Origin of the sequence: Reichenbachiella sp. (assembly GCF_039969095.1) — a bacterium.
Lineage (GTDB): Bacteria > Bacteroidota > Bacteroidia > Cytophagales > Cyclobacteriaceae > Reichenbachiella.
Genome location: NZ_JBDVOL010000010.1, coordinates 364,742 through 388,348 on the forward strand (window position 1 = coordinate 364,742; position 23,607 = coordinate 388,348).

Here is a 23,607-nt window from a genome sequence, read left to right on the forward strand (position 1 = left end):
TGGAAATCATCACATCAAAAAGCCAAGTATCAAATACATGATCAAAGTCACGCCACCTGCTGTCAAGGCATAAGGCAGCTGCGTGTTGACATGATCGACATGGTCACTCGCCGAGGCCATAGACGAGATAATCGTGGTATCTGAGATAGGAGAGCAGTGATCTCCAAATACACCGCCACCTATCGCTGCGGCGATAGCGAGATGTGGATCAGTGCCCATCGACTGAGCCATTGGTACAGCTATCGAAATCATAATCGCAAAGGTACCCCATGAAGTGCCTGTACTGAAGGCGATAAAACAACTCACTAAAAAAACAATAGCGGGCACTAGATTGGGCGAAAGCCAGGCCTTGGAAACCTCAGCTACGTACAGCCCTGTTTTGAGTTCCTTGCATAGACTACCCAGCGCAAAAGCAAAAACCATCAAGATGGCAAGAGATACCATACCTGACATGCCTTTGAGTGAAAGGTCTACCATTTCTTTGATCCCTAACAGGCGCTGTGCTTTATACAAAGCAATGGCTACTACAATTGAAGTGGTTACGGCTGTCAGTACAGAAGTAGAACCAGAGCCTTGTCCCATAGCTCGCAAAGCTAAATCTATGAAACCGCCCTCGGTAGATTCCAAACTGCCCCATCCAGTATAAACTAACATCACTGGCATCATCACGATCATAGTGACAATCGGAAGTATCATATTGAAGCTCCTATGAGCAATGCCTTCTTTTGCCTCTAACATTGAAACTTCATCTGAAATCATGGGAGTGGAGTCATCAGCGATCAGCTTGCCTTCTTCCTTTGCTCTTTTTTCTGCTTTTTTCATTGGACCGTAGTCCTTCCCAGAGTAGATGACATAACCCACAATGCCAAGCGCTAAAAATGGATAAAAGTTGTAAGGCAGAGAACTCATCATGGTGGCGAATGGTCGATCAAAACCTTGCATCACCAGCAGTCCCATAATGTACGCACCCCAAGCATTAAAAGGGAAGATGATGCAAGATGGAGCTGAACTGGAATCTGCCAGATACGCCAGTTTTTCTCTAGGTATTTTTAGATTGTCGAATATGGGTCTGTAGAGTGTGCCTACCGTGAGAATGGAGATGTTGGATTCTACGAAAATTACAATTCCTGTCAGGGAAGCAAAGAGTTGTACCAACTTCCGATTGTTTCTGTTTTTCTGTTCTTGTTTTTCAAGTATGTTCTTGACCGATTCGATGAAACCAGCTACACCGCCTGATCTTTGGATTAAGGCAATTAAAGCACCAATGAGTAGCGTGAATATGATGGTTCTGGTATTTCCCGCATCTTCGAATACCGCCACGAAGGCATTGAGTGTAGCAAACGATCCTGACAAGGGGTTGCCACCTTCAATAATCACCCATCCAATCCAAATGCCTAAAGTGAGTGAAAGAAAAACTTGTTTGGTTCTCAGCGCCAGACCAATGGCAACCAACGGAGGTACTAAAGACCAAAAACCATATTCACTCATATTAGTTTACTGCTCTTAGTGTCTTCAACATTCCTTCACTGTCCCATTTGACAGCGCCCGATATTTTTTGCGTTCGCTTGCCTTCCGTTGTGTAGATTTCTGTGGTAGGCAGCGATTGGATTTTGAGATCTTGTATTTTGCCATTCAGTTTAGCGAATGTGAGATTAAATCCTTTCTTCTTTTCGAAGTCTTTTATCTTTTCCATTTCTTGATCAGATACTAAAAAGAATACATAGTTTTCTTTTTCAAGAATTTCAGCTGCCGCTTGAATGTCTGGCATTTCAGCAATACAAGGCTTGCACCACGTGGCCCAGTAGTTGATGAATACTTTTTTTCCTTTGAGCTCCTCTAAATAATAATAAGTGCCATCAGTGGCCTGCATGTAATAATTGTCGTTTGGAGGAGGTGCAATTCCTGCAGTTTCATTGCTAGTTTCTGATTTGTTATTAGGGGTGGAGCACCCGATGGTGACTAAGGCAATGACACAGGATAAATAAGTGATCTTCATAAGCAAGCAGTGTTTATCAAATTCCAAACATACATATTTTTCATAGGTAATGTCTCTAAAAATGATTATATTCAATCAAACAAACATTAACCCAAAATGAGAAAAGCTTTTCTATTACTATTATCGATTTTTGTAGTTTATTCTGTTCAATCTCAAACCCGTTGGAAGGCCGATCCAGCACATTCCTCCATTCAGTTTGAGGTTTCACACATGACTATTTCTACGGTAACTGGGAAATTCACAGATTTCAGTTGCGAATTGGAGTCCAAAAAGAATTCATTCGATGGCGCAAAGGTAGAGGCGAAAGTAAAAGTAGAAAGCGTTTCAACGGAGAATTTAACCAGAGACAAGCATTTAAGAGAAGATGATTTTTTTAATGCCGCACAGTTCCCTCAAATGTCTTTTGTGAGCGAATCGTTTAAGAAAAAGGATGGAGATACGTACGAAGTAACTGGCACACTTACAATAAGAGATGTGAGCAAAAAAATAACTTTCCCTGCTACTTTTAGTGGTATGATTAATATGGGAAATCGAACTATTAGCGGATTCAAAGCCGCCTTCACCATCAACCGTTTTGATTATGAATTGAAATGGGATGACACTTTAGATACAGGTAGTCTGGTGGTAGGTGAAGATGTGGACGTTAAGTTGAATCTCGAACTCGTAAAAATTTGACGAGTAAATTAATTATTTGAATTGGTAGAGGTCTTCGAGAGAAGACCTCTTTTTTTGGTACTATTTTTCCTAATACTCCGCAGATATAACTATTCTTTTTTTCTGTCAGTTTTTTCCATAATATTGGCGAATCTTATAACTCCGATCTGTCTTCAATCAGATCGAATTTGACTGAACAACGACCAATTTATGACTCAAACAGATCAGTTTAGCAATCGATGGGGAATCGTACTTGCCTCCTTAGGTATGGCGATTGGAGCCGGCAATCTCTGGCGATTTCCGAGATTAGCTGGACAATATGGTGGCACCTTTATTATCCTTTGGATTTTATTTTTATTCATTTGGTCCATTCCTTTATTGCTTGCTGAGTTTTCTATTGGTAAGAAATTCAAAAAAGGTGTTATAGGTTCATATGCTCAATTGGCTGGTAAAAAGTATACGTGGATGGGCTTTTTTATAACCATCTGTACGTTAGGAATTGCCTTTTATTATTCCATAGTGACGGCCTGGGCATTGCGCTACTTAGGTTTTTCTATTGCTAATTTATTCTCAAGTCAGACCCTGGGTGAGAAGCTCGTCGAAAATCCAGAATACCTCAATCAATTTTGGAATTCAATTTCGAATGGCAATTGGATGACCATTGGACTCTATATTTTAAATGTACTTCTAGGCGTATTTGTATTGTCGAAAGGCATCCAAAAAGGATTGGAAAAAGCCAATCGCATTTTGATTCCTAGTTTGTTTGTGTTGCTCTTGATCATAGCAGCAATAGCCCTCAATATGGAAAATGGTGTTCTCGGATTGGAATACATGTTTTCGGTCAATTGGGATGATTTTTCAAATTCCAGAATTTGGATAGAAGCCCTGACGCAATCGGCATGGTCGACCGGAGCGGGCTGGGGTTTGATGATGACTTTGTCTTCCTACTCTAGAAAAAATGAAGAGGTCACATTAAATACTTTCATTAGTGCCTTTGGCAACAATACAGCTTCACTGGTGGCTGGAATAGCCATACTACCAGCAGTTTTTGCGCTCGCCCCTTCTTATGAAGGCGCGGTGTCTTATTTGCAATCTGGCAATCAGGCGTTGACTTTTACCATTATCCCTATGTTGTTTTCTACCTTTCAGGGCGGTGGTATTTTGGCGATAGTCTTTTTTACGGCTTTGTTTCTCGCAGCGTTTAGCTCGTTATTGCCCATGATTGAGTTGTTTACCCGCAATCTGAATGACCTGGGATTTTCTCGTAAAAGTGCGATGACGCGGGTAGTCATTTTCTTTATCATTTTCGGTTTTCCTTCAGCATATTCTCTTGACTTCTTTACTAATCAGGATTGGGTTTGGGGAGTGGGACTCATTGTGACTGGGCTATTCATTCTTTTCGCAGTAGTCAAATCAGGAGCCAAGAAATTCAAAGAAGAGTTGGTGGATGAAGATTCTGATTTCAAAGTTTCTACCAAATATTTTGTGATTTGTATGAGTGGAAACATCGCTCTGGCATTGTTTCTTATCTACTGGTGGTTGTCGCAGGGTTATAGTGAATATCCTTGGTTCGATGCCAATGGCCATTGGAATTTCTTTGATGTTTATAGCAATGCTTCTATCCTAACTCAATGGGGAGGGGTGATGCTGATTGGCTTCCTGATGAATAAATTTTTGTATAACAAATTCGCTTCTAAAAAATGAGTACTTCAGCAATAATCGGAATGATCGTGATCCTCGGGATTGTAATTGGCGGGTTTGTGTACTTCTTATCTCTAGCCATCCGAAACGAATCGAAAAAGAAAGAATAGATACTTTTCCACATTTTTTGGGATTTAGGTACTGAATGAAGAATTTCGAGTTTTCGATTTTTCAAAAGCAACAATCAATTTCATGGAAAAGATAGATTCACTCAATCAGGTAGCAGAGTTTCATAAAACTTTCAAACATCCTATAGTAGATGCCCCTGCTATTCCGGACGCCAAACGGTGTGCATTGAGAGTGGAATTGATCTCCGAAGAGTTGAAAGAACTACAAGAAGCCATCGACAACAATGACTTGGTAGAAGTAGCTGATGCCCTTTGCGACATTCAATATGTCTTGTCCGGTGCAGTTTTGGAGTTTGGTTTGGGAAACAAATTCGTTGAGCTATTCAACGAAGTACAGCGCTCGAATATGAGCAAAGCCTGCAAAACTAGGGAAGAGGCTGAAGCCACTGTAAAGCACTACAAAGAAAACAAAGACACCGACAGCTACATCAAAGAAGCGGATGGCTTGTTCCTCGTTTACCGAAAAGAAGATGACAAGACTTTGAAATCTGTAGCGTATTCCCCTGCTGATTTGAAAGGGATATTAGGGGAGTAGATTTCCAAAACGTACCATCATTCCGAACAAATCCAATAGCGCAGTGAAGCAATCTTAAGCTTAATTACAGAAGCAAACTTTGAGATCGCTTCGCATGGCTCGCGATGACGTTATTAAGTTTGTTTTTCCCCCATCACCATTTCATACACCTCAAACACCTGATTGGTGATATGCTCCCATTCGTAGGTTTTGGCTTCAGCAATTCCCCAGTCCGACATTTCTTTTCTGACGTCTTCGTTGAGGTAGAGTTTTTCGATTTTCTTGGTCAATGTATCTAAATCCCTCGGAGTAGGAAAGTACTCATCCCAGGGCGATTTGATGACATTCAGATAGCCTTCGTTACCGAAGCCTGCTACCGGTGTACCGCAAGCCATAGCTTCGAGTAAGACAATACCAAAGCTTTCGCCATAGATGGCAGTTGCGAGTAGCACATCAGCCGTTCGAATCAAATTGGCCTTGATTTCTTCGTCTATGAAGCCTAAGAAAACCACATCCTTCAGTTGGTTGTCAGCTACATAGTCCAGTGCCTCTTGCTTTTGTTCGCCATCTCCTGCGATAAGTAGACGGATATCTGGGTATTTGGATTTTAGTGTTTTAAATGCTTTGAGTGTATAGAATAGCCCCTTACGTTCTTCAAACCTACCAAGAAATAGGAGGTTGAATTTGCCATCTTTGTATTCCTCGATGGGTTCAAATGAAGTGTTGAATTGATCTGGGTTAATTCCATTCGGAATGATGGTAGGATCTTTGGCTAGAAAGGACTTCACATATCTGGCTTGTGACTCAGAAACAGAGATCATGTGATCAGCCACTTTCCAAACCAGACTGGCTGCCAGTGGCATCAATATAGGCCCTACGAATTTTTGCATTAAGAAATTATCGGCTGGTGTATCGTGAAAGGTACCAATGTGTTTTGCCTTAGAATAATACCGCACCTGATAAGTCATGAATGGCGTCCAGCCATTATGAAAATGAAGTAAGTCAAATTGCTCTGCTTTGAGATATCTTTTCAGTTCCTCTACTTCTTCGCCTTTGGCGATATTGATGTCAATCTCAGTGCCTCCCCATAGCGTAGTGCTTCTTCCTTTTCCGATCAATTTGACGTTTGGGTCGTTGATCTGATCAGCGTTTACATTCGGAGCTATGATTTTGACTTCATGTCCCATTTTTCTAAGATAGATGGCCAAATTTTCGATATGAGCTTTTACTCCACCGGGTCTGGACCAATCATACGGACATACTTGTGCGATCTTCATAGAAATGGGTACTTAGTTTGGACGCAAAAAAACAATATTTTAAAGAGTACCAAGCATGAGTTGGCATTTTTTAGCATTAGTCAGCTAATTTTGCAACTTTCAAATTCATTGATTGATACATGACAGGACAGGTATTGGTAGATTCGGATGCGTTCAAAAACCGATTTGAATCATTAGCCGCCAAGGCGCAAAAAAGTATTTATATCCAAGCCATGTCTTTCGAAGGGGATTCGGTAGGTGAATGGCTGATTGACACCTTGATTGCTTCGCCAGCCAATGACATTCAACTGTGCCTGGATTCTTATTCCAAATTTGTGATCAACGATCGCTTTATTTACAGCCTGGGTTATTTTAAGGACGAAGCTTTTCGTAAGGAAGTAAAGAATACCTCGGCTATCATTAAAAAGGCTCGTCAAAACGGCATCAAAGTCAAATACACAAATCCTTTGGGTTTTTTGTTCTTGAAATATCCACATCGAAACCATAAAAAAATGGTGGTGGTAGATGAGCAAATTTCTTTTATTGGTGGTCTCAATTTTTGTGAGCACAATTTCGAGTGGCACGATATGATGGTAGAAATGAATAGTACGGATATGGCTGATTCTCTATCCAATGACTTTCACAGATCAGTCGCCGAAAACGATCAATCTACAGTCGATGCTTTGGGTGACACCAAAATGTATTATTTGGATGGATATCGAAGTAAAGAGATTTACAAAGATGTCTTTAGAAATATTGATGAGGCTCAAGAGTCTATCCAAATCTTTTCACCTTATGTATCTGACCCCTTGTTGACCTACACCAGAAATCATAAGGGCAAAAACGTAAAACTTGATATTGTTTCTCCAGGGATCAATAATAAGAACATCTTCAAAGCCATTTTGACAAATGAACTGATGAAGGGTTATTTTAATTTTTATGAATACCAAGGCAGAATGTCGCACCTCAAGGCCATCCTTATAGATGGGAAAAAGTTAATCTGTGGGAGTAGCAATTTTGATTTTATCAGCTATTATTTCGAAGAGGAAGTGGTGATGATCACTGAAAATCAAGAAATAGTACAAGGTTTTATTGATAATATATCAAAACCAGACCTAGCTAACAGTATTCTTAAAAAAAGTTTGGGGGGTAAACGCAGCATCGTTGTCCCATTATTGTTCGCTGGGATCAGCAAGCTTTGTCATGTCGTGGCTACAATTATAAATTTGAAATATGTAGTTCGGAAAAATGTTTGATGAAGATTGTGTTAACAGGTTGTTAATTTAATTAATTAAATTTGCGGCCGAAAAATAGTCAGTGAGCGATTGACCTAAATTGACAATTAGATACGCATCAAATGATACGCAGTATAAAGAATCACTTCAGAAATCATCAGGCCGAAGTGCACTCCACTATCAAACTTATGGACATTGAGGAGAGATTCGATTTGGCATTCAGTCGATTCTTTGGGTTGTATTTTGCCAAAATCGGAAGATACTTTAATATGACTCCTACGCAAGTGTCGATTATAAGTCTCATAGTGGGAGTAGCTGGTGGATATATGCTATTTTATCAAGACAGTTGGGTAATCACAGTTTGGGCATCAGTGCTCATCACCTTGGCTGGAGTGTTAGATAGTGCAGATGGGCAGTTGGCTCGAATGACTGGACAATCAACTGAGTTGGGTCGATTCATTGACGGGTCTATTGATAGTTTGATTTTTATCGCTTGTTATTTGTCCGCATGTGCCTATTATGTACAGGGAGAAATGGGCTGGTCGATTTTTTTAATGGCTTTTCCAGCAGGAATTGTATCTCACATTTTCACTTCCCAGGTCTATGACTTTTATAAAAGTGAATTTTTATATTATGTAGCTGGATCTGAAGGATCAAAAGTGAAAAAAGTAGAAGAATTGCCTGAAGCGTCTCAGGAATCAGGTTTTTGGAACAAGATATTACGCGGTATCGAAATAGATTACACTAAAAGGCAATGGATGTTGGTCACTCGAACAGAGGAGATGAGGGATGTCTACGAACACTTCGCCTTCAATGATAATACCAAAGAAAAATTTGTTGAAAAATATCGAGCTACGTTCAACCCGATTATGTTTTGGTGGGCGTTAGTAGGAGGAACTAACACACACAGATCATTAATTATGCTCTTCAGTATTATGGGTAGATTTGATTTGTATCTCATCGTTTGCCTGCTGAAGTTGATTCCTATAGCCATTATTACACTGGCCCAGAAGTTTATGGACGAAGACTTTGTGAAACATTTGAAATATCAATTGTCAACTCAGAAGTCAGCCTAATTTCATTGCAGATTCAATAATAATTCGTTGATAATTCGTTAACATTGCGCATTCCTATCAATTGATTACAATCTCTCTATGGTCTGTGTAATTCTCGCCGCTGGCAAAAACCTACGTTTAAATTTAGGACTTCCAAAATCTGCTCTTACTGTTGGTGGTCAAAGCCTGATGGAGAGACATATTGATCAGTTTCAAAAAATTGGAGTGACTGATTTTGCTGTGATTACTGGCTTCCACAAGCCAGCTTTGGAAGAGATTTGTAAAGATCTACGCACAAAATATGATGCGAATATCACGACCATTTACAATGAAAAATATGAGCTAGAAAATGGTTACTCGTTGTATGCCGCTAAAGACTGGGTGCATGAATTGGGAGATGAAGAATTTTTCTTCACCATGGCGGATCATTATTATGAAGAAGCATTCCTGAATGACCTAAAAACCAAACTGGTTTTTGATAAGGGCGCTTACTTAAAATTGGCTGTGGATATTCCAGGTAATCACAATGAGCATATTGATCTGGATGATGTCACTAAAGTAGATGCAGACGATTATATCAAACGAATTGGTAAGGAGATCGAAGGGTACAATTATTATGATACAGGGTTGTTTTATGTGAAGAAAGATGTTTTTGACATTTTAGATCATATAGCAACGAATCAAAAACTCTCTATTTCCAATCTAGTTACACACCTATCTGAACAAAAGAAAGCGAGAGTAATAGAAGTTGTAGGTTACTACTGGAATGATATTGACACGCCAGAAGATTTTAAGAGTTCACAAGAGCACCTCGCTCAAAAGTCAGCTGACTAGACTAAAATTCTAAGGTCAATTGTAAGCCTTGATTATCCTTTTCATCCGTATTTAAATTAGAAAGACCCAATCCCAACAATCGTATTGGTTTTTCGATCAACGCTGGATCTAGTAATATTTCTTTCCAAAGTGGATCGTATTCATGGCTTTTTCCGAGCCATTGTTGAGCAGTTTTACTTCGCGTGACTTGTTCGAAATCACTGTATTTAATTTTAAGGTTGACCGTTTTACCTTGGATTTTACTTTTGGCTAATCGCTTTTCGAGAGATTTAGATAAGGATTGCAATTCATGATCTATTTCTAATGAATCTGAAAGGTCATAGTCATAAGTGTTTTCAATACTTACAGATTTTCTGATTCGGTTAGGATTGACGGGGCGATCATCTATTCCTCGACAAATATTAAAGTAATAAGCTCCACTTTTACCGAAATTCTTAGTGAGGAAACCCAGAGACTTATGCTTTAGATCCAGTCCATTATGAATGCCCATTCTTTTCATTTTCTCTGCAGTTACTTTCCCTACACCAAAAAAGTCTTTGACTTTTAAAGTTTCAATAAAAGCCAATGCTTCATCCGGTTTGATCAATTTCAAACCATTAGGTTTGTTGATGTCAGAGGCTGTTTTAGCTAAGAATTTATTGATAGAAATACCTGCCGAACAAGTCAAATTCGTAGCTTTAAAAATTTTTTCACGAATCTCTTCAGCTATCAAAGTAGCAGATGGAAGCCCAATTTTATTATTGGTTACATCCAGATAGGCTTCATCTAGAGAGAGTGGCTCCACCAAATCTGTATATTCAAAGAATATTTCCCTAATAATTTGAGAAACTTCTTTGTACACTTCGAAACGAGGCTTTACGAAAATAATATCAGGGCATTTGCGGAAAGCAGTCACAGAAGGCATAGCAGATCGCACGCCATACTTTCGTGCTTCATAGGATGCAGCAGCCACCACGCCTCGCGAACGACTTCCTCCAACGGCTACAGGTTTGCCTTTGAGCTCTGGATGGTCTCGTTGCTCTACAGATGCATAAAAAGCATCCATATCTATGTGAATGATTTTTCGTATGGCTAAATTGTCCGACAATCTTTAATTTATCATTTATTAATGTGAAATTTGCTTAGCTCAATATCTGGAGTTATACGAATTATAGAAGTTGATGAATAGGTCGAAAAAGATATTTTTTGTGGCAGTTTTTTTGTTTTTACTTGTACTGTTGTGGGTTGTAATTGATTTTGCAAAACATACTAAGTTTCGTGGCTCTACAAATATGATTAATATTATTCAGGTACTTTGATTGATTTTGCTATCTCCTTTACTCCCCAAAAATGAAAAAACTCGATAAGCTTATTCTTAAATCTTTTATCGGGCCTTTTATCATTACTTTTCTGGTAGCTGTATTCATACTTTTGCTGGTTTACATGATGAAATACTTTGATGATTTCATTGGTAAAAATATTGGAATTGCTACTCTTGGTGAATTGATGGGGTATTTCAGCATCAACCAAATGCCTATGGCATTGCCATTGGCTGTATTGATCTCATCACTAATGACCTATGGGAAGTTGGGAGAGCATTTTGAATTGACAGCCATCAAAGGCTCGGGTATTTCTCTATTACGGATCATTTTACCTGCATTTGTTTTTTGTGTCTCCTTAGCGATTGGTGCTTTTGTACTCAATGACCAAGTGGTACCAAAAGCAAATCTACGGGCATTTAGTTTGTTGTATGATATTAAGCAAACCAAGCCTGCGTTGGATTTGAGAGAAGGGCAGTTTTATAATGGGATACCTAAATACAGCATAAAAATTGATAAGAAATATCCTGACGGCATATCTATAAAAAACATAATTATTTATGACCATACAGATGGCAATGGGAATAAAAAGGTAATCATCGCAGATTCTTGTCGCATGTACTCCTTCATGGGAGATCGGTATTTGAAAATGGATCTGTTTAATGGTAATTATTACTTCGAAGAAGAAAAGAAATCAAAAAGGAGGAAAAAAGATGAAGTAGTGCAATTTGTCCGTACCAAGTTTGCCAATATGGATCTGGTTTTCAGTTTGGCATCTTTTGACTTGAATGATACGGATGAGAGCTTGTTTGCTGATAACCGTTACATGAAAGGAATTCAAGAATTGACTGAGAGTATAGATTCTATGGATCATTCAATGATCAATTCAAAATTTAAAATATTCGGAACAGTAGCAGGTTCATATAAATTTCATCTGGGCGGTTATTTGGAACCACCTGGTGAACTTACCAACAGGAAAGAGTTTTTAGATTCTTTGAAGGAATTAAAGAAATTAATGAAAGCCGATTCTGTATTAGAAATATTAGATGACGATTTGATTCCTGACACAAATGATAACCAAGTTGCAAAAAATGAGAAGAATTCTGATTCGATTAAAGTTTACAAACCTAAAATAAGAAAAAATATTGATGTTTCGGAGCAGCTAAATGATGGAACTAAAGGAATATCTAACAAGAGTTTAGTAAGAAAAAAAGAGAAAAAGCAGAAATATGACAGTTTGATAATTACTAATGATTCATTAGTGGCAATAGTCAAGTATAAAATGGATTCGATTTATCAAAAGGTAAGCGTGAAGGAACAGATTCTTTCAAGGGCAGTAGGGAATGCAAGAAACATCAAATCTTCTTTGAATAGTAGTGTACTTAGAATGAAAGGCTTGTCCGTTTCTTATGATTCACATGTAGTAGAAAAGTATAAGAAATTTGCACAGGCTTTTTCCTGTATTGTTATGTTTTTGATTGGTGCACCTTTAGGTGCCATAATCAAACGAGGTGGATTAGGATTTCCTGTAATCATTTCTATTTTCTTCTTTATCATTTTTTACGTGCTGACCAGTGTCGGTGACAAATGGGCAAAAAGTGGTGTAGTCGATGGGTTTTATGCTGCCTGGATGGCTAATTTTGTCCTATTCCCTATAGGCGTATTCTTTTTGAAGCAGGCTCGAAAGGATGCCAAGCTTTTTGATGCTGATTTCTATAGCGTTTGGATAGAAAATGCTAAAAATTGGTGGCAATCTAGAATGAAGAAAAAGCAAACCACATAAGGTTTTGTTTTAATAGAATGAATACCTAATTTTGCCGTTCGAAAAAATAATTAATTAAACTTTTTACTAAGCATGTATTTAGCAACAGATAAGAAAGAAGAAGTTTTCGCAAATCATGGTCGGTTGAAGTCTAAGAAGGATACAGGTTCTGCGGAATCTCAAATCGCTCTTTTTACTTACCGAATCAATCATTTGACAGATCACTTAAAGTCACACAAAAAAGATCACTCTTCTAGATTGGGTCTTTTGAAATTGGTAGGTAAGAGAAGAAGCCTTCTTGATTACCTTTACAAGAAGGATATCGAAAGATATAGAGCGATTATCGCTGAATTGAAATTAAGAAAATAAGAATATGCGCAAAAGGAAGTCTCTCACAGACTTCCTTTTTTGTTCTTTCTCACTCGTTAATAACAAATTTTGACATTCACTCACACTCAATTTTTTTTAGTCAAAATTTAAAAAATTACTTATGTCATTAAACGTAGTAACTAAGTCCGTTAAGTTGAAAGACGGCAGAGAGATTACTATCGAAACCGGAAAATTAGCCAAGCAGGCTGACGGTTCTGTAGTAGTCAAAATGGGTAAGACCATGTTGTTGGCCACAGTTGTGTCTAACAAAGACGCTAGAGAAGGAGTTGATTTCCTTCCAATGTCTGTTGATTACCAAGAGAAATTTGCTGCAGCTGGAAAAATCCCTGGTGGATTTTTGAAAAGAGAAGGCAGATTGTCTGACAACGAAGTATTGGTTTGCCGATTGGTAGATAGAGCTTTGAGACCATTGTTCCCAAGCGATTATCACGCAGAAACTCAAGTGATGATTTCTTTGATCTCATTAGGAGAAGGCGATCTTCCAGATGCACTAGCTGCATTGGCTGCCTCTTCTGCTTTGGCAGTGTCTGACATTCCTTTTGGAGGGCCGATATCTGAAGTAAGAGTTACGCAGAAAGATGGTGAATTCATCATCAACCCTACCAAAGAGCAATTGGAAGGAGCTGCACTAGACATGATTATCGCTGGTACCAAAGACGATATCATGATGGTAGAAGGTGAATTGCTAGAAGTTTCTGAGGAAACCATGATCGGCGCGATCAAGGCAGGTCATGAAGCCATTATCGAGCAATGTAAAGTTCAGATTGAACTGACTGAAGCAGTTGGTAAGACTGAAAAAAGAGAATACTCTCACGAAGAGGAGCCAGATGAAGAATTAAGAGCGGACATCAAGGCGAAGACTTTTGATGCTGTGTATGCAGTAGCGAAAGAAGGTAATCCAAACAAAAGCATCCGTAAGGAGAAATTTGCTGCGATTATCGAAGAATACAAGGCAGCGTTGCCTGAATTGCCAGAAGGCGAAGAATACAACGAAGGTTTGATCGGAAAGTACTACCACGACGTGGAAAAAGAAGCGATCAGACAGTGTGTCTTGGACACAAGAAAAAGATTGGATGGACGTGATCTTGATGAAATCAGACCCATCTGGTCTGAAGTTGACTACTTGCCATCTGCACACGGTTCTGCGATTTTCACCAGAGGTGAAACTCAGTCATTGACAAGTGTGACTTTAGGAACTAAGCTAGACGAGCAAATGGTAGACGGTGCAGTACACTCAGGCTACAACAAGTTCTTCTTGCACTACAACTTCCCTGCTTTCTCTACTGGAGAAGCTAGACCAAACAGAGGACCGGGACGTAGAGAAGTAGGTCATGGTAACCTAGCATGGAGAGCCATCAAGCCAATGCTTCCTGCTGATGATGAGAACCCATATACCATCAGAGTTGTTTCTGATATTTTGGAATCAAACGGTTCGTCTTCAATGGCGACTGTATGTGCTGGATCTTTGGCATTGATGGATGCGGGTATTCCGTTGAAATCTCCAGTGTCTGGTATCGCAATGGGAATGATCTCTGATCCTGAAACAGGAAAATATGCGATCCTTTCTGATATTTTAGGTGATGAAGATCACTTGGGAGACATGGACTTCAAAGTAACAGGAAACGACAATGGTATTACTGCCTGTCAGATGGATATCAAAGTGGACGGTTTGTCTTACGAAGTGCTGACAGAAGCATTGATGCAGGCAAAAGCAGGTAGAGCTCATATCCTTGGGGAAATGAGAAAGACCATGACTGAGTCTAGAGATGATATGAAATCTCATGCTCCAAGATCTACCATGTTGAAGATTGAAAAAGAAATGATCGGGCCGTTAATCGGACCAGGTGGTAAGATCATCCAAGAGATTCAGAAAGAATCTGGAGCAACTGTGACAGTAACTGAAGATGACAAAAACGGAATCGTAAACGTCTTTACAGCTGATGGAGACGCCATGAAAGAAGCCTTGAGAAGAATCAAGAACATCGTGGCTACGGCAGAAGTAGGAGAGACTTATGAAGGTAAAGTAAAGTCGATCATGCCATTTGGAGCATTTATTGAATTCATGCCTGGCAAAGACGGTTTGCTACACATTTCTGAGATCAAGTGGGAAAGAGTAGAAAACATGGATGGTGTGCTAGAAGTTGGAGAAGAGATCAAAGTGAAATTGATTGAAATCGACAAGAAAACTGGTAAATTCAGATTGTCTAGAAAGGCTCTTTTACCAAAACCAGAGAAAAAGGAAGATTAATTTAATCTTTGAAATTATAGATAAAGACCACGCCGAAACGCGTGGTTTTTTTGTTTAACCTTAAATTTCCAAGAGCGTTAACTCATACCTTTGAGGGCCTTGCGAGCAACAAATCTACAAGCGTCATTCAGCCCGAGCTATTGTCTATCAGGCCATAGATAAAGATTATCTGTCACTATAAACTTTTTTTGATATCAAATGTTTTATAGTCGATTAGCTTCATGCTAAATTGCAAAATCATTTTTAAATACAAGTATTGAAATAATGACTCAAGAGAAAGTAAAAGTATTAATCATTGGTTCAGGCCCTGCAGGCTATACTGCTGCCATTTATGCTGCAAGAGCTGGTCTAAAGCCAGTATTATATACAGGAGGAGAACCTGGAGGACAATTAACAACCACAAATGATGTTGAAAATTACCCAGGTTATCCTGAGGGTGTAAATGGTCCACAGATGATGACGGATTTTCAGAAACAAGCAGAGCGATTCGAAACCGATATTCGTTTTGGAATGGTAACTTCTGTTGATTTTTCTGGATACCCTCACAAAGTGATGGTCGATGAAAAGCACGAGATAATTGCAGAAGCGGTGATTATTTCCACAGGTGCTAGTGCAAAATATTTGGGGCTTGAATCAGAAAAAAGATTATTGAATGTAGGCGTGTCAGCTTGTGCTGTGTGTGACGGATTTTTCTACAAAGGAAAAGAAGTAGCCGTAGTAGGAGGAGGAGACACCGCCGCTGAAGAAGCTACATACTTAGCCAATATCTGCCCGAAGGTTTACCTTTTAGTGAGAAGAGATGAATTGCGTGCTTCTAAAATCATGCAACAGAGAGTATTAAATACGCCAAATATCGAAGTGCTTTGGAACACATCTACAGATGAAGTATTAGGTCAAGACGAAGTGGAAGGCATGCGAGTGGTAGATACTGTTACAGGTGAAAAGAGAGAGATTCCAATTAGTGGATTTTTTGTGGCAATCGGCCATAAACCTAATACGGATATTTTTAAAGACTTTCTTGACAGAGACGAAGCAGGATATCTGATCGTAGAGCCTGGGACATCCAAAACCAAGGTAGAAGGCGTGTTTGTCACAGGCGATGCTGCAGATAGAGTCTATCGTCAGGCGGTGACTGCGGCAGGGACTGGATGTATGGGTGCTCTGGATGCTGAGCGATTCTTAGCAGCCAAAGAATTTGAAAGTGTAGAACAGTAAGATTGATTTGATACTTAGAATAATTGTATTGATATGTGCTGTGTCATTGTGCACAGTATCAGAATCCTTCAGTCAGAATAAACTGAAGGATTTTTTTAAGTTTAAAAATAAGGAGATAATTCCCATCACTCCGGAGGATACCATCATTGATATCGACGAGGATATTTTTGTGATTGAGGACGCCTACTGGGATAGCTTAGCGATGGAAGAGGAGGTTTCGCTACAGCGTGAACTGAGCATGCTGCATGAGGATACAGCTGAGGTTGTTTTGGCTTATAACGTGCCCATTCAAGTGACGGAGCAGTTGATGATAGATTCCGTTTGGGTGACACTTCGAGAATACTATAGCACGTGGAGTACGACCAAAGTAAATCCTTATGAAATTGATGGGGAGAAATTTGCAGACACGCTCGCGCTGTCGCTCACTTTTGACAATCCTTCCTTAGATTGGTGTCTACCTATCCCAAATACAGAAGTGACGTCTCCTTTTGGGCTTCGTAGATGGCGTTGGCATTATGGAGATGACATTAGATTAAAAACTGGTGATTCGGTGAGAGTAGCTTTCGATGGGATAGTAAGATTGGCCAGATATGATAGATACGGTTATGGACATTACATATTGGTTAGGCATTATAACGGGCTAGAGACGCTCTACGGGCATTTGAGTAAACGACTGCTACAACCTGGTGATGTGGTAAAAGCAGGAGATGTGGTAGGTCTGGGTGGCAGTACTGGAAGAAGTAGTGGTCCACATTTGCATTTCGAAACCAGATATGAAGGTAATGCCTTCGATCCCAAAGAGATTTTCAATTTTGACATGGATACCATCCGCACTACCACCATGATCGTGACACCTGACACCTTTTCCTATTTGAAAGAAGCTAGGAAAATCAGATACCATCGTGTGAGGAGTGGAGATACCTTAGGTCACATTAGTTATCGCTATGGTGTATCCATTAATAAGATTTGCCGTTTGAATGGAATCAGAAGAAGTACTATATTGAGAGTTGGTCAGCGACTACGGATTACTTAATCTTCATTATGTCATTTCGACCAGAGGCGGTTCGCCGAAGCGGAGAAATCTCATTGAGGTTTGGTAGGCACGTTGAGATTTCTCATTATCATTCGAAATGACAATAATAGTGTTGAATGTTGCCATTAAATTAAGCTTATGAAACTAGACGTTCTTGTATTTGCCGCCCATCCAGATGATGCCGAATTGTCGTGTGGTGGCACTATTTTATCATTAATAGCTAGTGGCAAAAAAGTAGGGCTAGTTGATTTCACTCGAGGTGAAATGGGAACGCGTGGCACCCCTGAAATCCGTGATGCTGAATCTGCTGCTTCAAGCAAAATTCTAGGTTTGACCGTTCGTGAAAACCTGAAGTTTAAGGATGTCTTCTTCAAAAATGATGATGTGCACGTGCTTGAAGTTGTAAAGAAAATCAGACAATATCAGCCAGATGTAATATTGGCTAATGCCATAGCAGATAGGCATCCAGATCATGGTAAAGCTTCTCAAGTGGTGAAAAGAGCCGTTTTTCTAGCAGGCCTAAAGAATGTAAAAACAGATCTAGCAGGAAAGTCACAAGAGAATTGGTATATCAAAAATCTATTCCACTATATCCAAACCGACTTTCATCAACCTAATTTTGTGGTGGATGTTTCAGAATTTTGGGAAACCAGAATGGAAGCCGTTCGAGCTTTTAAATCTCAGTTTTTTGATCCCTCAGGAGAATCTTCTAATACCTTGATTTCTACCCCGGAATTCATGGAGCTAATCGAAGCGAGAGGCCGTGAGTTTGGTATGTCGATTCGTGTGAAATATGGAGAAGGATTCATTGCTGATAGAATGCTCGGCGTTTCTGATTTGACTTCTTTACTCTGAGGTCTAATCTCTTGAACATTAAATGGTTTGGGGCTAAATGAAATAATGAACACCCCAAGTGAGATCCATCCCAATACTTTCCTTTTCATATCCAAAGGTTGATTGACCATGACTGGTGGATGATATATTCCTAAAACTCTTCCCAACAAAAAAGCGAATAATAACCACCCTGAATACCCTTCCAATGTAGGATAGAAAAGATTCAATGCCATCTGTCCTGAGAATATGCCCAGCGCAAACATCAATTTGTCTCTGTTTTTTGTAGTGAACTTGGTAAAGCATATAAAGAGGAATCCTAAATAGATGAGCTCATTCAACAGGCCTTCTGATAAGTGGTGAGGATTAGCCATGCCGAGTCCTGCATAAAATAGCAATCCAATATATAATACTTGAGAGACCAAACGATGCTGTTTGTAACCGATGAGTCCATATAGAATATGTCCACCATCTAATTGGCCTATAGGCAATAGATTCAGGGAGGTGAAAAACAAAGCCAGAAACCCAGCGAAAAGCCAAGGGTAATGCGCCAATTCATACTTATTGGGGACTTGTTCAGGGTCCGACACAAATAGGTATTCAAAGAATGTAAACAACAGATTACCACCTAGAGAAGTAGAAGTGTAAGACGGCCAAGGCTCAAATGCCGGGTAGCCCCAGTTTTCGAAGTTTCCATGTTCTTCTACATGAGCTAAAGAATCTTGAGCTCGATCCTCCAAATAAAAACCGTGGTGCTGATTCATATAGTGCTCATAGGTATACACATGATCAGCATAGTCCAATCCGTACGCTTCGTAGCCCGGGTGAATTTTATAGATAGACTCTCTTTCTGGTAGATTCGTGAAAGCATAAACTAGCACTAAAAGGGCCACAACAAACCCAGCCAGTGGGCCAGCGATACCGATGTCAAAATACTTTTTGCGGCTGTCTATGATGTCTTGAATTTTGATAAAAGCACCCATAGACCCGAGAGAAGGAAAACCAGGCAAAAAACCCAACCAAAGAGGAATATAAAAGGGAAGAGTCACTTTTACCTTGTGATACTGAGCCATGAAGTAATGGCCGAATTCATGTACCGTCAGAATGAATAAGAAAGGAATGGAAAATTTCAATCCATTGAAGAGTTCAGTTTGGGTGATGGTGACTTCGCCATAAAATAGTGACTTGCCTGTCATCCACTCTGCACCAGCAAAAGTGGTGACGATTAATGTCACGATAAACAAACCGATTTGTATGACTTTGGTTTTCTCTTCTTTGTCTTTAAACATGTGCTGCTAAATTAAATATAAGATCTGGGTGAGTGATGTGCATCGTGCGAATACCTAGTTGGGCTGCGCCATCTAGATTGTGCTGTGTGTCATCCAGAAATAGACACTCTTCTGCTTTGAGGTTGGATTGATTGAGTAACTCCTCGTAAATCTCTAAATCAGGTTTTCTCATTTTCATTTCATGCGAGAAGTACACTTTATCAGCAAATGCATCTAGTGAATCTTCACCAGACACTTTTTTAATCGTTTGGTTAAAAGCTCTGACATGAATAGCGTTGGTGTTGCTGAGGACTAACACCTGATATTTATTTCGTAGTTCGTTCATGAAGTCAAGTCGAGCTTTAGGGACATGACCCAGCATGGCACACCAGGCTTCGTCAATTTGATTATCCGAGAGTTGAGTCCCAAACAAATCATTGATACCACTCCTTAATTCTTGATCAGTGACTAGACCCTTCTCGTAGTTTTGTAGCAAGCCTGGCTTGAAATACATTTCGAAGATGTCGTCGAATTTCCATCCCGTGAGTTGGCTAAATGCTTCTGGGGTGCGTTTGAAATCCAGATCGATAATGACACCGCCCAAATCAAAAATTATTGTTTTGATATTCACCTGTTTGTTTGTGTAATTTTGGGCAAATATGTAACATTGCACCTCCAAATTCAAGGCAGTCGTAGAGACTATTTTGAAGGGCCTATAACTCAGTTGGTTAGAGTATCTGACTCATAATCAGAAAGTCCCTGGTTCGAGCCCAGGTGGGCCCACTATCAATGCTCCGGCACAAAGTGTTGGAGCTTTTTTTATGTCAAATTTATTTCATAAGCACATCTGACTTATAATCAGAAAGTCTCTGGCGGTCCGTCGTACGGTCGAGCCCAGGTGGGCCCACAAACTAAACCTCCAATACGAAAGTGTTGGAGGTTTTTTTATCCAAAAACGTAAATTGAAAGACCAGTCATTCCGTAGCTCAGCGGAGGAATCTTGTCAGCTTAGGGCAGTCTGCTTTGTTCTAAGGAGATTTCTCCAATCAATCTCCTCACGTCGATTACTTTACGAAATGACTGCATGGTGTTAGTCACGGGTTGCAAATGCGCCAGTGGAGTATTATTCCTTTGGGTGTTGGAATTCAATATCTCCTATTACCTTAGCTTTTAATATTTCGTCAATTACTCTGCTTTTCCATACAATGCCCAGTTGAGCTTCATAGGCATTCTTAGAACCTATTCTACCTGAATAAATTCCTAATAACCCAGAAATAGTTCCTATTACATCTTTTCGTCTGTCTCCGTCTGGACTGGAATGAAGCCCTGTTCGCTTGTATATAACAGGTGATCCTGACATTCCCTCCCGAGTGGCCGTGTCAACTAATACCTTCGGAAGCTGATCAAAATCAATTCCTATTTCAGTTGCAATAGATGCTCTTTTCCAAATAGGGAGTTCCATACCCCCATTAATGTCTAAAGGGTAACCTAAAATAAAAGCATCATCAGAAACAGTCGGAGGAAAGTCATTATCTAATTCTGCACGATTTATTGGAAATAGTTTTATGTGCTTCGTTACCTCTTTTGTTCTTACAACAGGAATAGCTACTACATCTACACGATATCCAAATTGTGGATGTACATACCAATCTGGTTTCAAAAAATATTCATCATTGTATAACATAATAGTAATGGTTGTATCTGCGAGAGTATTTGAATCTCCAGATACTTTCCCTCTTATTTTTGTATCAATGGAAGTTGGAAATCCAGCATGCCGATTTGATAATCTTTTCCCAGTTTCGGGATGCACCCCGGTAATGTTGTGGCCATTTGTGATTAAGTAGATTTGCTTTTCAAATTCATATAAAAAACCAGAACCTGTACTCAATACAGTCGCGGTTTCTTGATTCTTCATTCGTAGATAATGAGAACATAATGATAAGCTTGTTAGGTTAATTCCATCCTTCCACATATTGTCAATTTAATTAATTCAGACTTTTTCAAAAAATTAATTTATTGAAGTTATTTTGAATCACCTTTATATCATTTAGTACGGTAGTGATATTAAAGTGTAGATACAATCTACACTTAGCATCTTTTGAGTTTCTAATTGATTGTATAATTATACGACTGGTTTTTTGCAATTCAAATTCCCAAAATGACTTTTTCAATTCCATATATTTAGTATTTTGGCGTTCATGTTTTCAGCAGTGAACTTTTCCAAATGGGCATAATCGCACTACTAATCATTATTGCCTTGTTGGTGATGCTCTTCTACGTCATGGGTGGATTCATATACAGCGTCTATCGAGACACCAAAATTCTACTCAACTACTTCTTTCGCCAGCACATCAATCGTTATCTGATTATCAGAAATCTGGATCCGCATTACAAAGAGATATTGGTTGGTACTTTCTATTACTATCACACACTCAATAATAAAAACAAAAGACTTTTTGAGAAGCGGGTACAGAAGTTTATCGATTCCAAAAATTTCATTCCTGCTGGAGAGTTGGAAGAGGTTACACCTCAGATGAAGGCATTGATTTCGGCTTCAGCTGTGCAGTTGACTTTTGGTTTGCCAGGCGTATATTTCAAGCATTTTGAAGACATTCATATCTATCCTGATTTTTACTTTTCTGAAGGCATGCAGCAGTTCAATGCCGGGGAGGTGCACAAGTCTGGCTTGATCATGCTGAGTTGGAAGGATTTTGTAGAAGGATATGTCGATCCAGAGAATGGGAGAAATCTCGGATTGCATGAAATGGCTCATGCTTTACGTTTAGAAAACATGATCAAAAATGAGGAGTATGGCTATTTTGATTGGGATCATATAGAGACCTTCAATAGATATACTGTGGAGGAGTCAAACAAAATCAAACAAGGCATGGAATCTATTTTCAGACCCTATGCGGCCACGCACTATCAGGAGTTTTTTGCTGTACTGATTGAAGTGTTTTTTGAGCAGCCTCAGGAGCTAAAAGACTACCATCCTCATCTTTACTGGGTGACGAGCCAGTTATTGAAACAAGACCCTATGCGACCGAATCTAAGAATATGAAATGGTCGGTTACTTTACAAAATGACTGTATTCTACAGGTTACAGATTACAAACCCGTACCAGAGAGGAAAATTATTCTTATATACCAACTTATAAGTATGACAAACTTATTTTCATCTATTGACTATTGAACTTGATAAGTTTTTCCTTCGATTCTATCTAGTAAAATGAAAATAAAGATGATTTGAGTTGTGTAAAATATTACCAATTTGAGAGTACCCTTCAAAAGCTACTAAGGAAACTCATAGCATAATTTTATATTTTTCATGTCAGTATATCGTAAGATTCATTGTGTCTTGTGTTCGCAACAACACCTTTATATCATTTTGTGTAGTAATGATATTGAAGTTTAGCTACTTGTGATTTGAGAAAATTTGCGTTTTCTGTTCTAAGAAATGAAAATTATAAACCAAAGGACAATAGATGGCCTTTGGTTTATTTAAAAGTTAAACTAGGCTACTGGCTATACTTTGAATGATGCTCTCTGGAGACCTATAATCACTGACAACATAAACAGTTGGTTTTTCATCAAGCATGTGATGCACATCCATTACTTTGTACACCTTCGGTTCACCAGTAGATTGAGAGATGACTATTTTGTCATTTAATCGTGGCAAATATTCAAAGTGATGTTTTTTTAAAGGTTCTATTTCACCCTCATAGTTTATTTCTAATATATTGATCATTATAGTATTATTTAAGACTTAAAATAAAGTACGATTACCTACCAATGAGATTTGTTGCAGGTATCGTTTTTTTAATGTGTACCAAAAAGGGAAAATTAAGCCTTAGGCGGGGGAGGGATGAACTCAGGACAAAATTGCTGTCTTAATTTCTTCGTATAGTCGCTGAATTTGCTTTTCAGCAGAAATTCAGAGATATATCTTGAATCCTTATCGAATTCTATACAAATAAAATCGAAGGATTTTTTGAATGTCATGGTACTTTCATCGGTATCTGGCTCATCATATTCAGGAATGGCGTCTTCTATTTCCATCCATTGTTCAAGTACGATTTCGATCACACTTTCCATATCATTTATAGTCAAATCTTCAGGCTGGAAGTCAGTCTGAAAATCCGCAGTGTCAACACTAAAGTTGAGCACATAAAGAGCCATAAAAAAACTGA

The 23,607-nt window shown here is 39.1% G+C and carries 22 protein-coding genes, 1 tRNA gene and 1 pseudogene; 15 read left to right on the forward strand and 9 right to left on the reverse strand.

Annotated features, from left to right (window positions below):
• Positions 1–9 precede the first annotated feature (9 nt).
• Together ABJH98_RS04885 and ABJH98_RS04890 are read right to left on the reverse strand one after the other, a co-directional pair.
• The gene (locus tag ABJH98_RS04885; protein WP_348306510.1) at positions 10–1,488 is read right to left on the reverse strand and encodes a Na+/H+ antiporter NhaC family protein; all 1,479 of its coding nucleotides are present in this window, start codon (positions 1,486–1,488) and stop codon (positions 10–12) included.
• A gap of 1 nt (position 1,489) precedes the next feature.
• The gene (locus tag ABJH98_RS04890; protein ID WP_348306511.1) at positions 1,490–1,996 is read right to left on the reverse strand and encodes a TlpA disulfide reductase family protein; all 507 of its coding nucleotides are present in this window, start codon (positions 1,994–1,996) and stop codon (positions 1,490–1,492) included.
• 96 nt (positions 1,997–2,092) lie between these two features.
• On the opposite strand from ABJH98_RS04890, the gene ABJH98_RS04895 reads away from it, so the two are divergent.
• From ABJH98_RS04895 to ABJH98_RS04910, 4 genes are all read left to right on the forward strand, one after another.
• Positions 2,093–2,671 carry a YceI family protein gene (locus ABJH98_RS04895; RefSeq protein ID WP_348306512.1) on the forward strand — a complete coding sequence of 193 codons (579 nt, stop codon included), beginning with the start codon at positions 2,093–2,095 and terminating at the stop codon, positions 2,669–2,671.
• Positions 2,672–2,860: 189 nt separating this feature from the next.
• A complete protein-coding gene (locus tag ABJH98_RS04900) occupies positions 2,861–4,354 on the forward strand; it encodes a sodium-dependent transporter (RefSeq protein WP_348306513.1) in 1,494 nt (497 codons plus the stop codon).
• On the forward strand, positions 4,351–4,461 hold the full coding sequence (locus tag ABJH98_RS04905; protein WP_348306514.1) for a MetS family NSS transporter small subunit: 111 nt from the start codon (positions 4,351–4,353) through the stop codon (positions 4,459–4,461). The genes ABJH98_RS04900 and ABJH98_RS04905 overlap by 4 nt, the downstream gene beginning before the upstream one ends.
• 82 nt (positions 4,462–4,543) lie before the next feature.
• The gene (locus tag ABJH98_RS04910) at positions 4,544–5,014 is read left to right on the forward strand and encodes a nucleoside triphosphate pyrophosphohydrolase family protein (protein WP_348306515.1); all 471 of its coding nucleotides are present in this window, start codon (positions 4,544–4,546) and stop codon (positions 5,012–5,014) included.
• A 113-nt stretch (positions 5,015–5,127) separates the two neighbouring features.
• On the opposite strand, the gene ABJH98_RS04915 is transcribed toward ABJH98_RS04910, so the two are convergent.
• Positions 5,128–6,270 (reverse strand): glycosyltransferase family 4 protein, encoded by a 1,143-nt coding sequence (locus ABJH98_RS04915; RefSeq protein WP_348306516.1) that lies wholly within the window; start codon positions 6,268–6,270, stop codon positions 5,128–5,130.
• 119 nt (positions 6,271–6,389) lie between these two features.
• On the opposite strand from ABJH98_RS04915, the gene ABJH98_RS04920 reads away from it, so the two are divergent.
• The 3 genes from ABJH98_RS04920 (at position 6,390) to ABJH98_RS04930 (ending at position 9,373) form a co-directional block, all read left to right on the forward strand.
• Positions 6,390–7,505, forward strand: coding sequence for a phosphatidylserine/phosphatidylglycerophosphate/cardiolipin synthase family protein (locus ABJH98_RS04920; RefSeq protein WP_348306517.1), 1,116 nt, complete (start codon positions 6,390–6,392; stop codon positions 7,503–7,505).
• A gap of 101 nt (positions 7,506–7,606) precedes the next feature.
• Positions 7,607–8,560, forward strand: a complete 954-nt coding sequence (locus ABJH98_RS04925; RefSeq protein ID WP_348306518.1) for a CDP-alcohol phosphatidyltransferase family protein — start codon at positions 7,607–7,609, stop codon at positions 8,558–8,560.
• Positions 8,561–8,638: 78 nt separating this feature from the next.
• Complete coding sequence (locus ABJH98_RS04930; RefSeq protein ID WP_348306519.1) at positions 8,639–9,373, forward strand: NTP transferase domain-containing protein; 735 nt, start codon at positions 8,639–8,641, stop codon at positions 9,371–9,373.
• Position 9,374: 1 nt separating this feature from the next.
• Here the strand turns inward: ABJH98_RS04930 and dinB are convergent, their stop codons facing one another.
• The gene (gene dinB, locus ABJH98_RS04935) at positions 9,375–10,460 is read right to left on the reverse strand and encodes a DNA polymerase IV (RefSeq protein ID WP_348306520.1); all 1,086 of its coding nucleotides are present in this window, start codon (positions 10,458–10,460) and stop codon (positions 9,375–9,377) included.
• 242 nt (positions 10,461–10,702) lie between these two features.
• Here dinB and ABJH98_RS04940 point away from each other — a divergent pair, with 242 nt between their 5' ends.
• The 6 genes from ABJH98_RS04940 (at position 10,703) to bshB1 (ending at position 18,174) form a co-directional block, all read left to right on the forward strand.
• On the forward strand, positions 10,703–12,454 hold the full coding sequence (locus ABJH98_RS04940) for an LptF/LptG family permease (RefSeq protein WP_348306521.1): 1,752 nt from the start codon (positions 10,703–10,705) through the stop codon (positions 12,452–12,454).
• Between the two features lie 72 nt (positions 12,455–12,526).
• Complete coding sequence (gene rpsO / locus ABJH98_RS04945) at positions 12,527–12,802, forward strand: 30S ribosomal protein S15 (protein WP_348306522.1); 276 nt, start codon at positions 12,527–12,529, stop codon at positions 12,800–12,802.
• Positions 12,803–12,923: 121 nt separating this feature from the next.
• On the forward strand, positions 12,924–15,071 hold the full coding sequence (pnp, locus tag ABJH98_RS04950; protein ID WP_348306523.1) for a polyribonucleotide nucleotidyltransferase: 2,148 nt from the start codon (positions 12,924–12,926) through the stop codon (positions 15,069–15,071).
• Positions 15,072–15,335: 264 nt separating this feature from the next.
• On the forward strand, positions 15,336–16,286 hold the full coding sequence (trxB, locus tag ABJH98_RS04955; protein WP_348306524.1) for a thioredoxin-disulfide reductase: 951 nt from the start codon (positions 15,336–15,338) through the stop codon (positions 16,284–16,286).
• A 40-nt stretch (positions 16,287–16,326) separates the two neighbouring features.
• A complete protein-coding gene (locus ABJH98_RS04960) occupies positions 16,327–17,319 on the forward strand; it encodes a M23 family metallopeptidase (RefSeq protein ID WP_348306525.1) in 993 nt (330 codons plus the stop codon).
• 138 nt (positions 17,320–17,457) lie between these two features.
• Positions 17,458–18,174, forward strand: a complete 717-nt coding sequence (bshB1, locus tag ABJH98_RS04965; RefSeq protein ID WP_348306526.1) for a bacillithiol biosynthesis deacetylase BshB1 — start codon at positions 17,458–17,460, stop codon at positions 18,172–18,174.
• 380 nt (positions 18,175–18,554) lie between these two features.
• Here bshB1 and ABJH98_RS04970 read toward each other — a convergent pair.
• Together ABJH98_RS04970 and ABJH98_RS04975 are read right to left on the reverse strand one after the other, a co-directional pair.
• Positions 18,555–19,439 (reverse strand): annotated as a pseudogene (locus ABJH98_RS04970) (site-2 protease family protein); the annotation flags it as partial.
• Complete coding sequence (locus ABJH98_RS04975; protein ID WP_348306527.1) at positions 19,432–20,049, reverse strand: HAD family phosphatase; 618 nt, start codon at positions 20,047–20,049, stop codon at positions 19,432–19,434. The gene ABJH98_RS04975 and the pseudogene ABJH98_RS04970, both read right to left, overlap by 8 nt.
• Positions 20,050–20,127: 78 nt before the next feature.
• Between ABJH98_RS04975 and ABJH98_RS04980 the strand changes: the two genes are divergently transcribed.
• Positions 20,128–20,201: transfer RNA gene (locus ABJH98_RS04980), tRNA-Ile, on the forward strand.
• A 340-nt stretch (positions 20,202–20,541) separates the two neighbouring features.
• On the opposite strand, the gene ABJH98_RS04985 is transcribed toward ABJH98_RS04980, so the two are convergent.
• Positions 20,542–21,333, reverse strand: coding sequence for a hypothetical protein (locus tag ABJH98_RS04985; RefSeq protein ID WP_348306528.1), 792 nt, complete (start codon positions 21,331–21,333; stop codon positions 20,542–20,544).
• Positions 21,334–21,642: 309 nt separating this feature from the next.
• Between ABJH98_RS04985 and ABJH98_RS04990 the strand changes: the two genes are divergently transcribed.
• The gene (locus ABJH98_RS04990; RefSeq protein WP_348306529.1) at positions 21,643–22,479 is read left to right on the forward strand and encodes a zinc-dependent peptidase; all 837 of its coding nucleotides are present in this window, start codon (positions 21,643–21,645) and stop codon (positions 22,477–22,479) included.
• A 446-nt stretch (positions 22,480–22,925) separates the two neighbouring features.
• On the opposite strand, the gene ABJH98_RS04995 is transcribed toward ABJH98_RS04990, so the two are convergent.
• The gene (locus tag ABJH98_RS04995) at positions 22,926–23,165 is read right to left on the reverse strand and encodes a hypothetical protein (protein WP_348306530.1); all 240 of its coding nucleotides are present in this window, start codon (positions 23,163–23,165) and stop codon (positions 22,926–22,928) included.
• Between the two features lie 95 nt (positions 23,166–23,260).
• On the reverse strand, positions 23,261–23,596 hold the full coding sequence (locus ABJH98_RS05000) for a hypothetical protein (protein WP_348306531.1): 336 nt from the start codon (positions 23,594–23,596) through the stop codon (positions 23,261–23,263).
• Positions 23,597–23,607 lie beyond the last annotated feature (11 nt).

Bases quoted from the DNA above. Each gene is read 5' to 3' on its own strand.
- ABJH98_RS04885 (WP_348306510.1), bottom strand. From the start codon at position 1,488: ATGAGTGAATATGGTTTTTGGTCTTTAGTACCTCCGTTGGTTGCCATT.
- ABJH98_RS04890 (WP_348306511.1), bottom strand. From the start codon at position 1,996: ATGAAGATCACTTATTTATCCTGTGTCATTGCCTTAGTCACCATCGGG.
- ABJH98_RS04895 (WP_348306512.1), top strand. From the start codon at position 2,093: ATGAGAAAAGCTTTTCTATTACTATTATCGATTTTTGTAGTTTATTCT.
- ABJH98_RS04900 (WP_348306513.1), top strand. From the start codon at position 2,861: ATGACTCAAACAGATCAGTTTAGCAATCGATGGGGAATCGTACTTGCC.
- ABJH98_RS04905 (WP_348306514.1), top strand. From the start codon at position 4,351: ATGAGTACTTCAGCAATAATCGGAATGATCGTGATCCTCGGGATTGTA.
- ABJH98_RS04910 (WP_348306515.1), top strand. From the start codon at position 4,544: ATGGAAAAGATAGATTCACTCAATCAGGTAGCAGAGTTTCATAAAACT.
- ABJH98_RS04915 (WP_348306516.1), bottom strand. From the start codon at position 6,270: ATGAAGATCGCACAAGTATGTCCGTATGATTGGTCCAGACCCGGTGGA.
- ABJH98_RS04920 (WP_348306517.1), top strand. From the start codon at position 6,390: ATGACAGGACAGGTATTGGTAGATTCGGATGCGTTCAAAAACCGATTT.
- ABJH98_RS04925 (WP_348306518.1), top strand. From the start codon at position 7,607: ATGATACGCAGTATAAAGAATCACTTCAGAAATCATCAGGCCGAAGTG.
- ABJH98_RS04930 (WP_348306519.1), top strand. From the start codon at position 8,639: ATGGTCTGTGTAATTCTCGCCGCTGGCAAAAACCTACGTTTAAATTTA.
- ABJH98_RS04940 (WP_348306521.1), top strand. From the start codon at position 10,703: ATGAAAAAACTCGATAAGCTTATTCTTAAATCTTTTATCGGGCCTTTT.
- rpsO (WP_348306522.1), top strand. From the start codon at position 12,527: ATGTATTTAGCAACAGATAAGAAAGAAGAAGTTTTCGCAAATCATGGT.
- pnp (WP_348306523.1), top strand. From the start codon at position 12,924: ATGTCATTAAACGTAGTAACTAAGTCCGTTAAGTTGAAAGACGGCAGA.
- trxB (WP_348306524.1), top strand. From the start codon at position 15,336: ATGACTCAAGAGAAAGTAAAAGTATTAATCATTGGTTCAGGCCCTGCA.
- bshB1 (WP_348306526.1), top strand. From the start codon at position 17,458: ATGAAACTAGACGTTCTTGTATTTGCCGCCCATCCAGATGATGCCGAA.
- ABJH98_RS04985 (WP_348306528.1), bottom strand. From the start codon at position 21,333: ATGAAGAATCAAGAAACCGCGACTGTATTGAGTACAGGTTCTGGTTTT.
- ABJH98_RS04990 (WP_348306529.1), top strand. From the start codon at position 21,643: ATGGGCATAATCGCACTACTAATCATTATTGCCTTGTTGGTGATGCTC.
- ABJH98_RS04995 (WP_348306530.1), bottom strand. From the start codon at position 23,165: ATGATCAATATATTAGAAATAAACTATGAGGGTGAAATAGAACCTTTA.
- ABJH98_RS05000 (WP_348306531.1), bottom strand. From the start codon at position 23,596: ATGGCTCTTTATGTGCTCAACTTTAGTGTTGACACTGCGGATTTTCAG.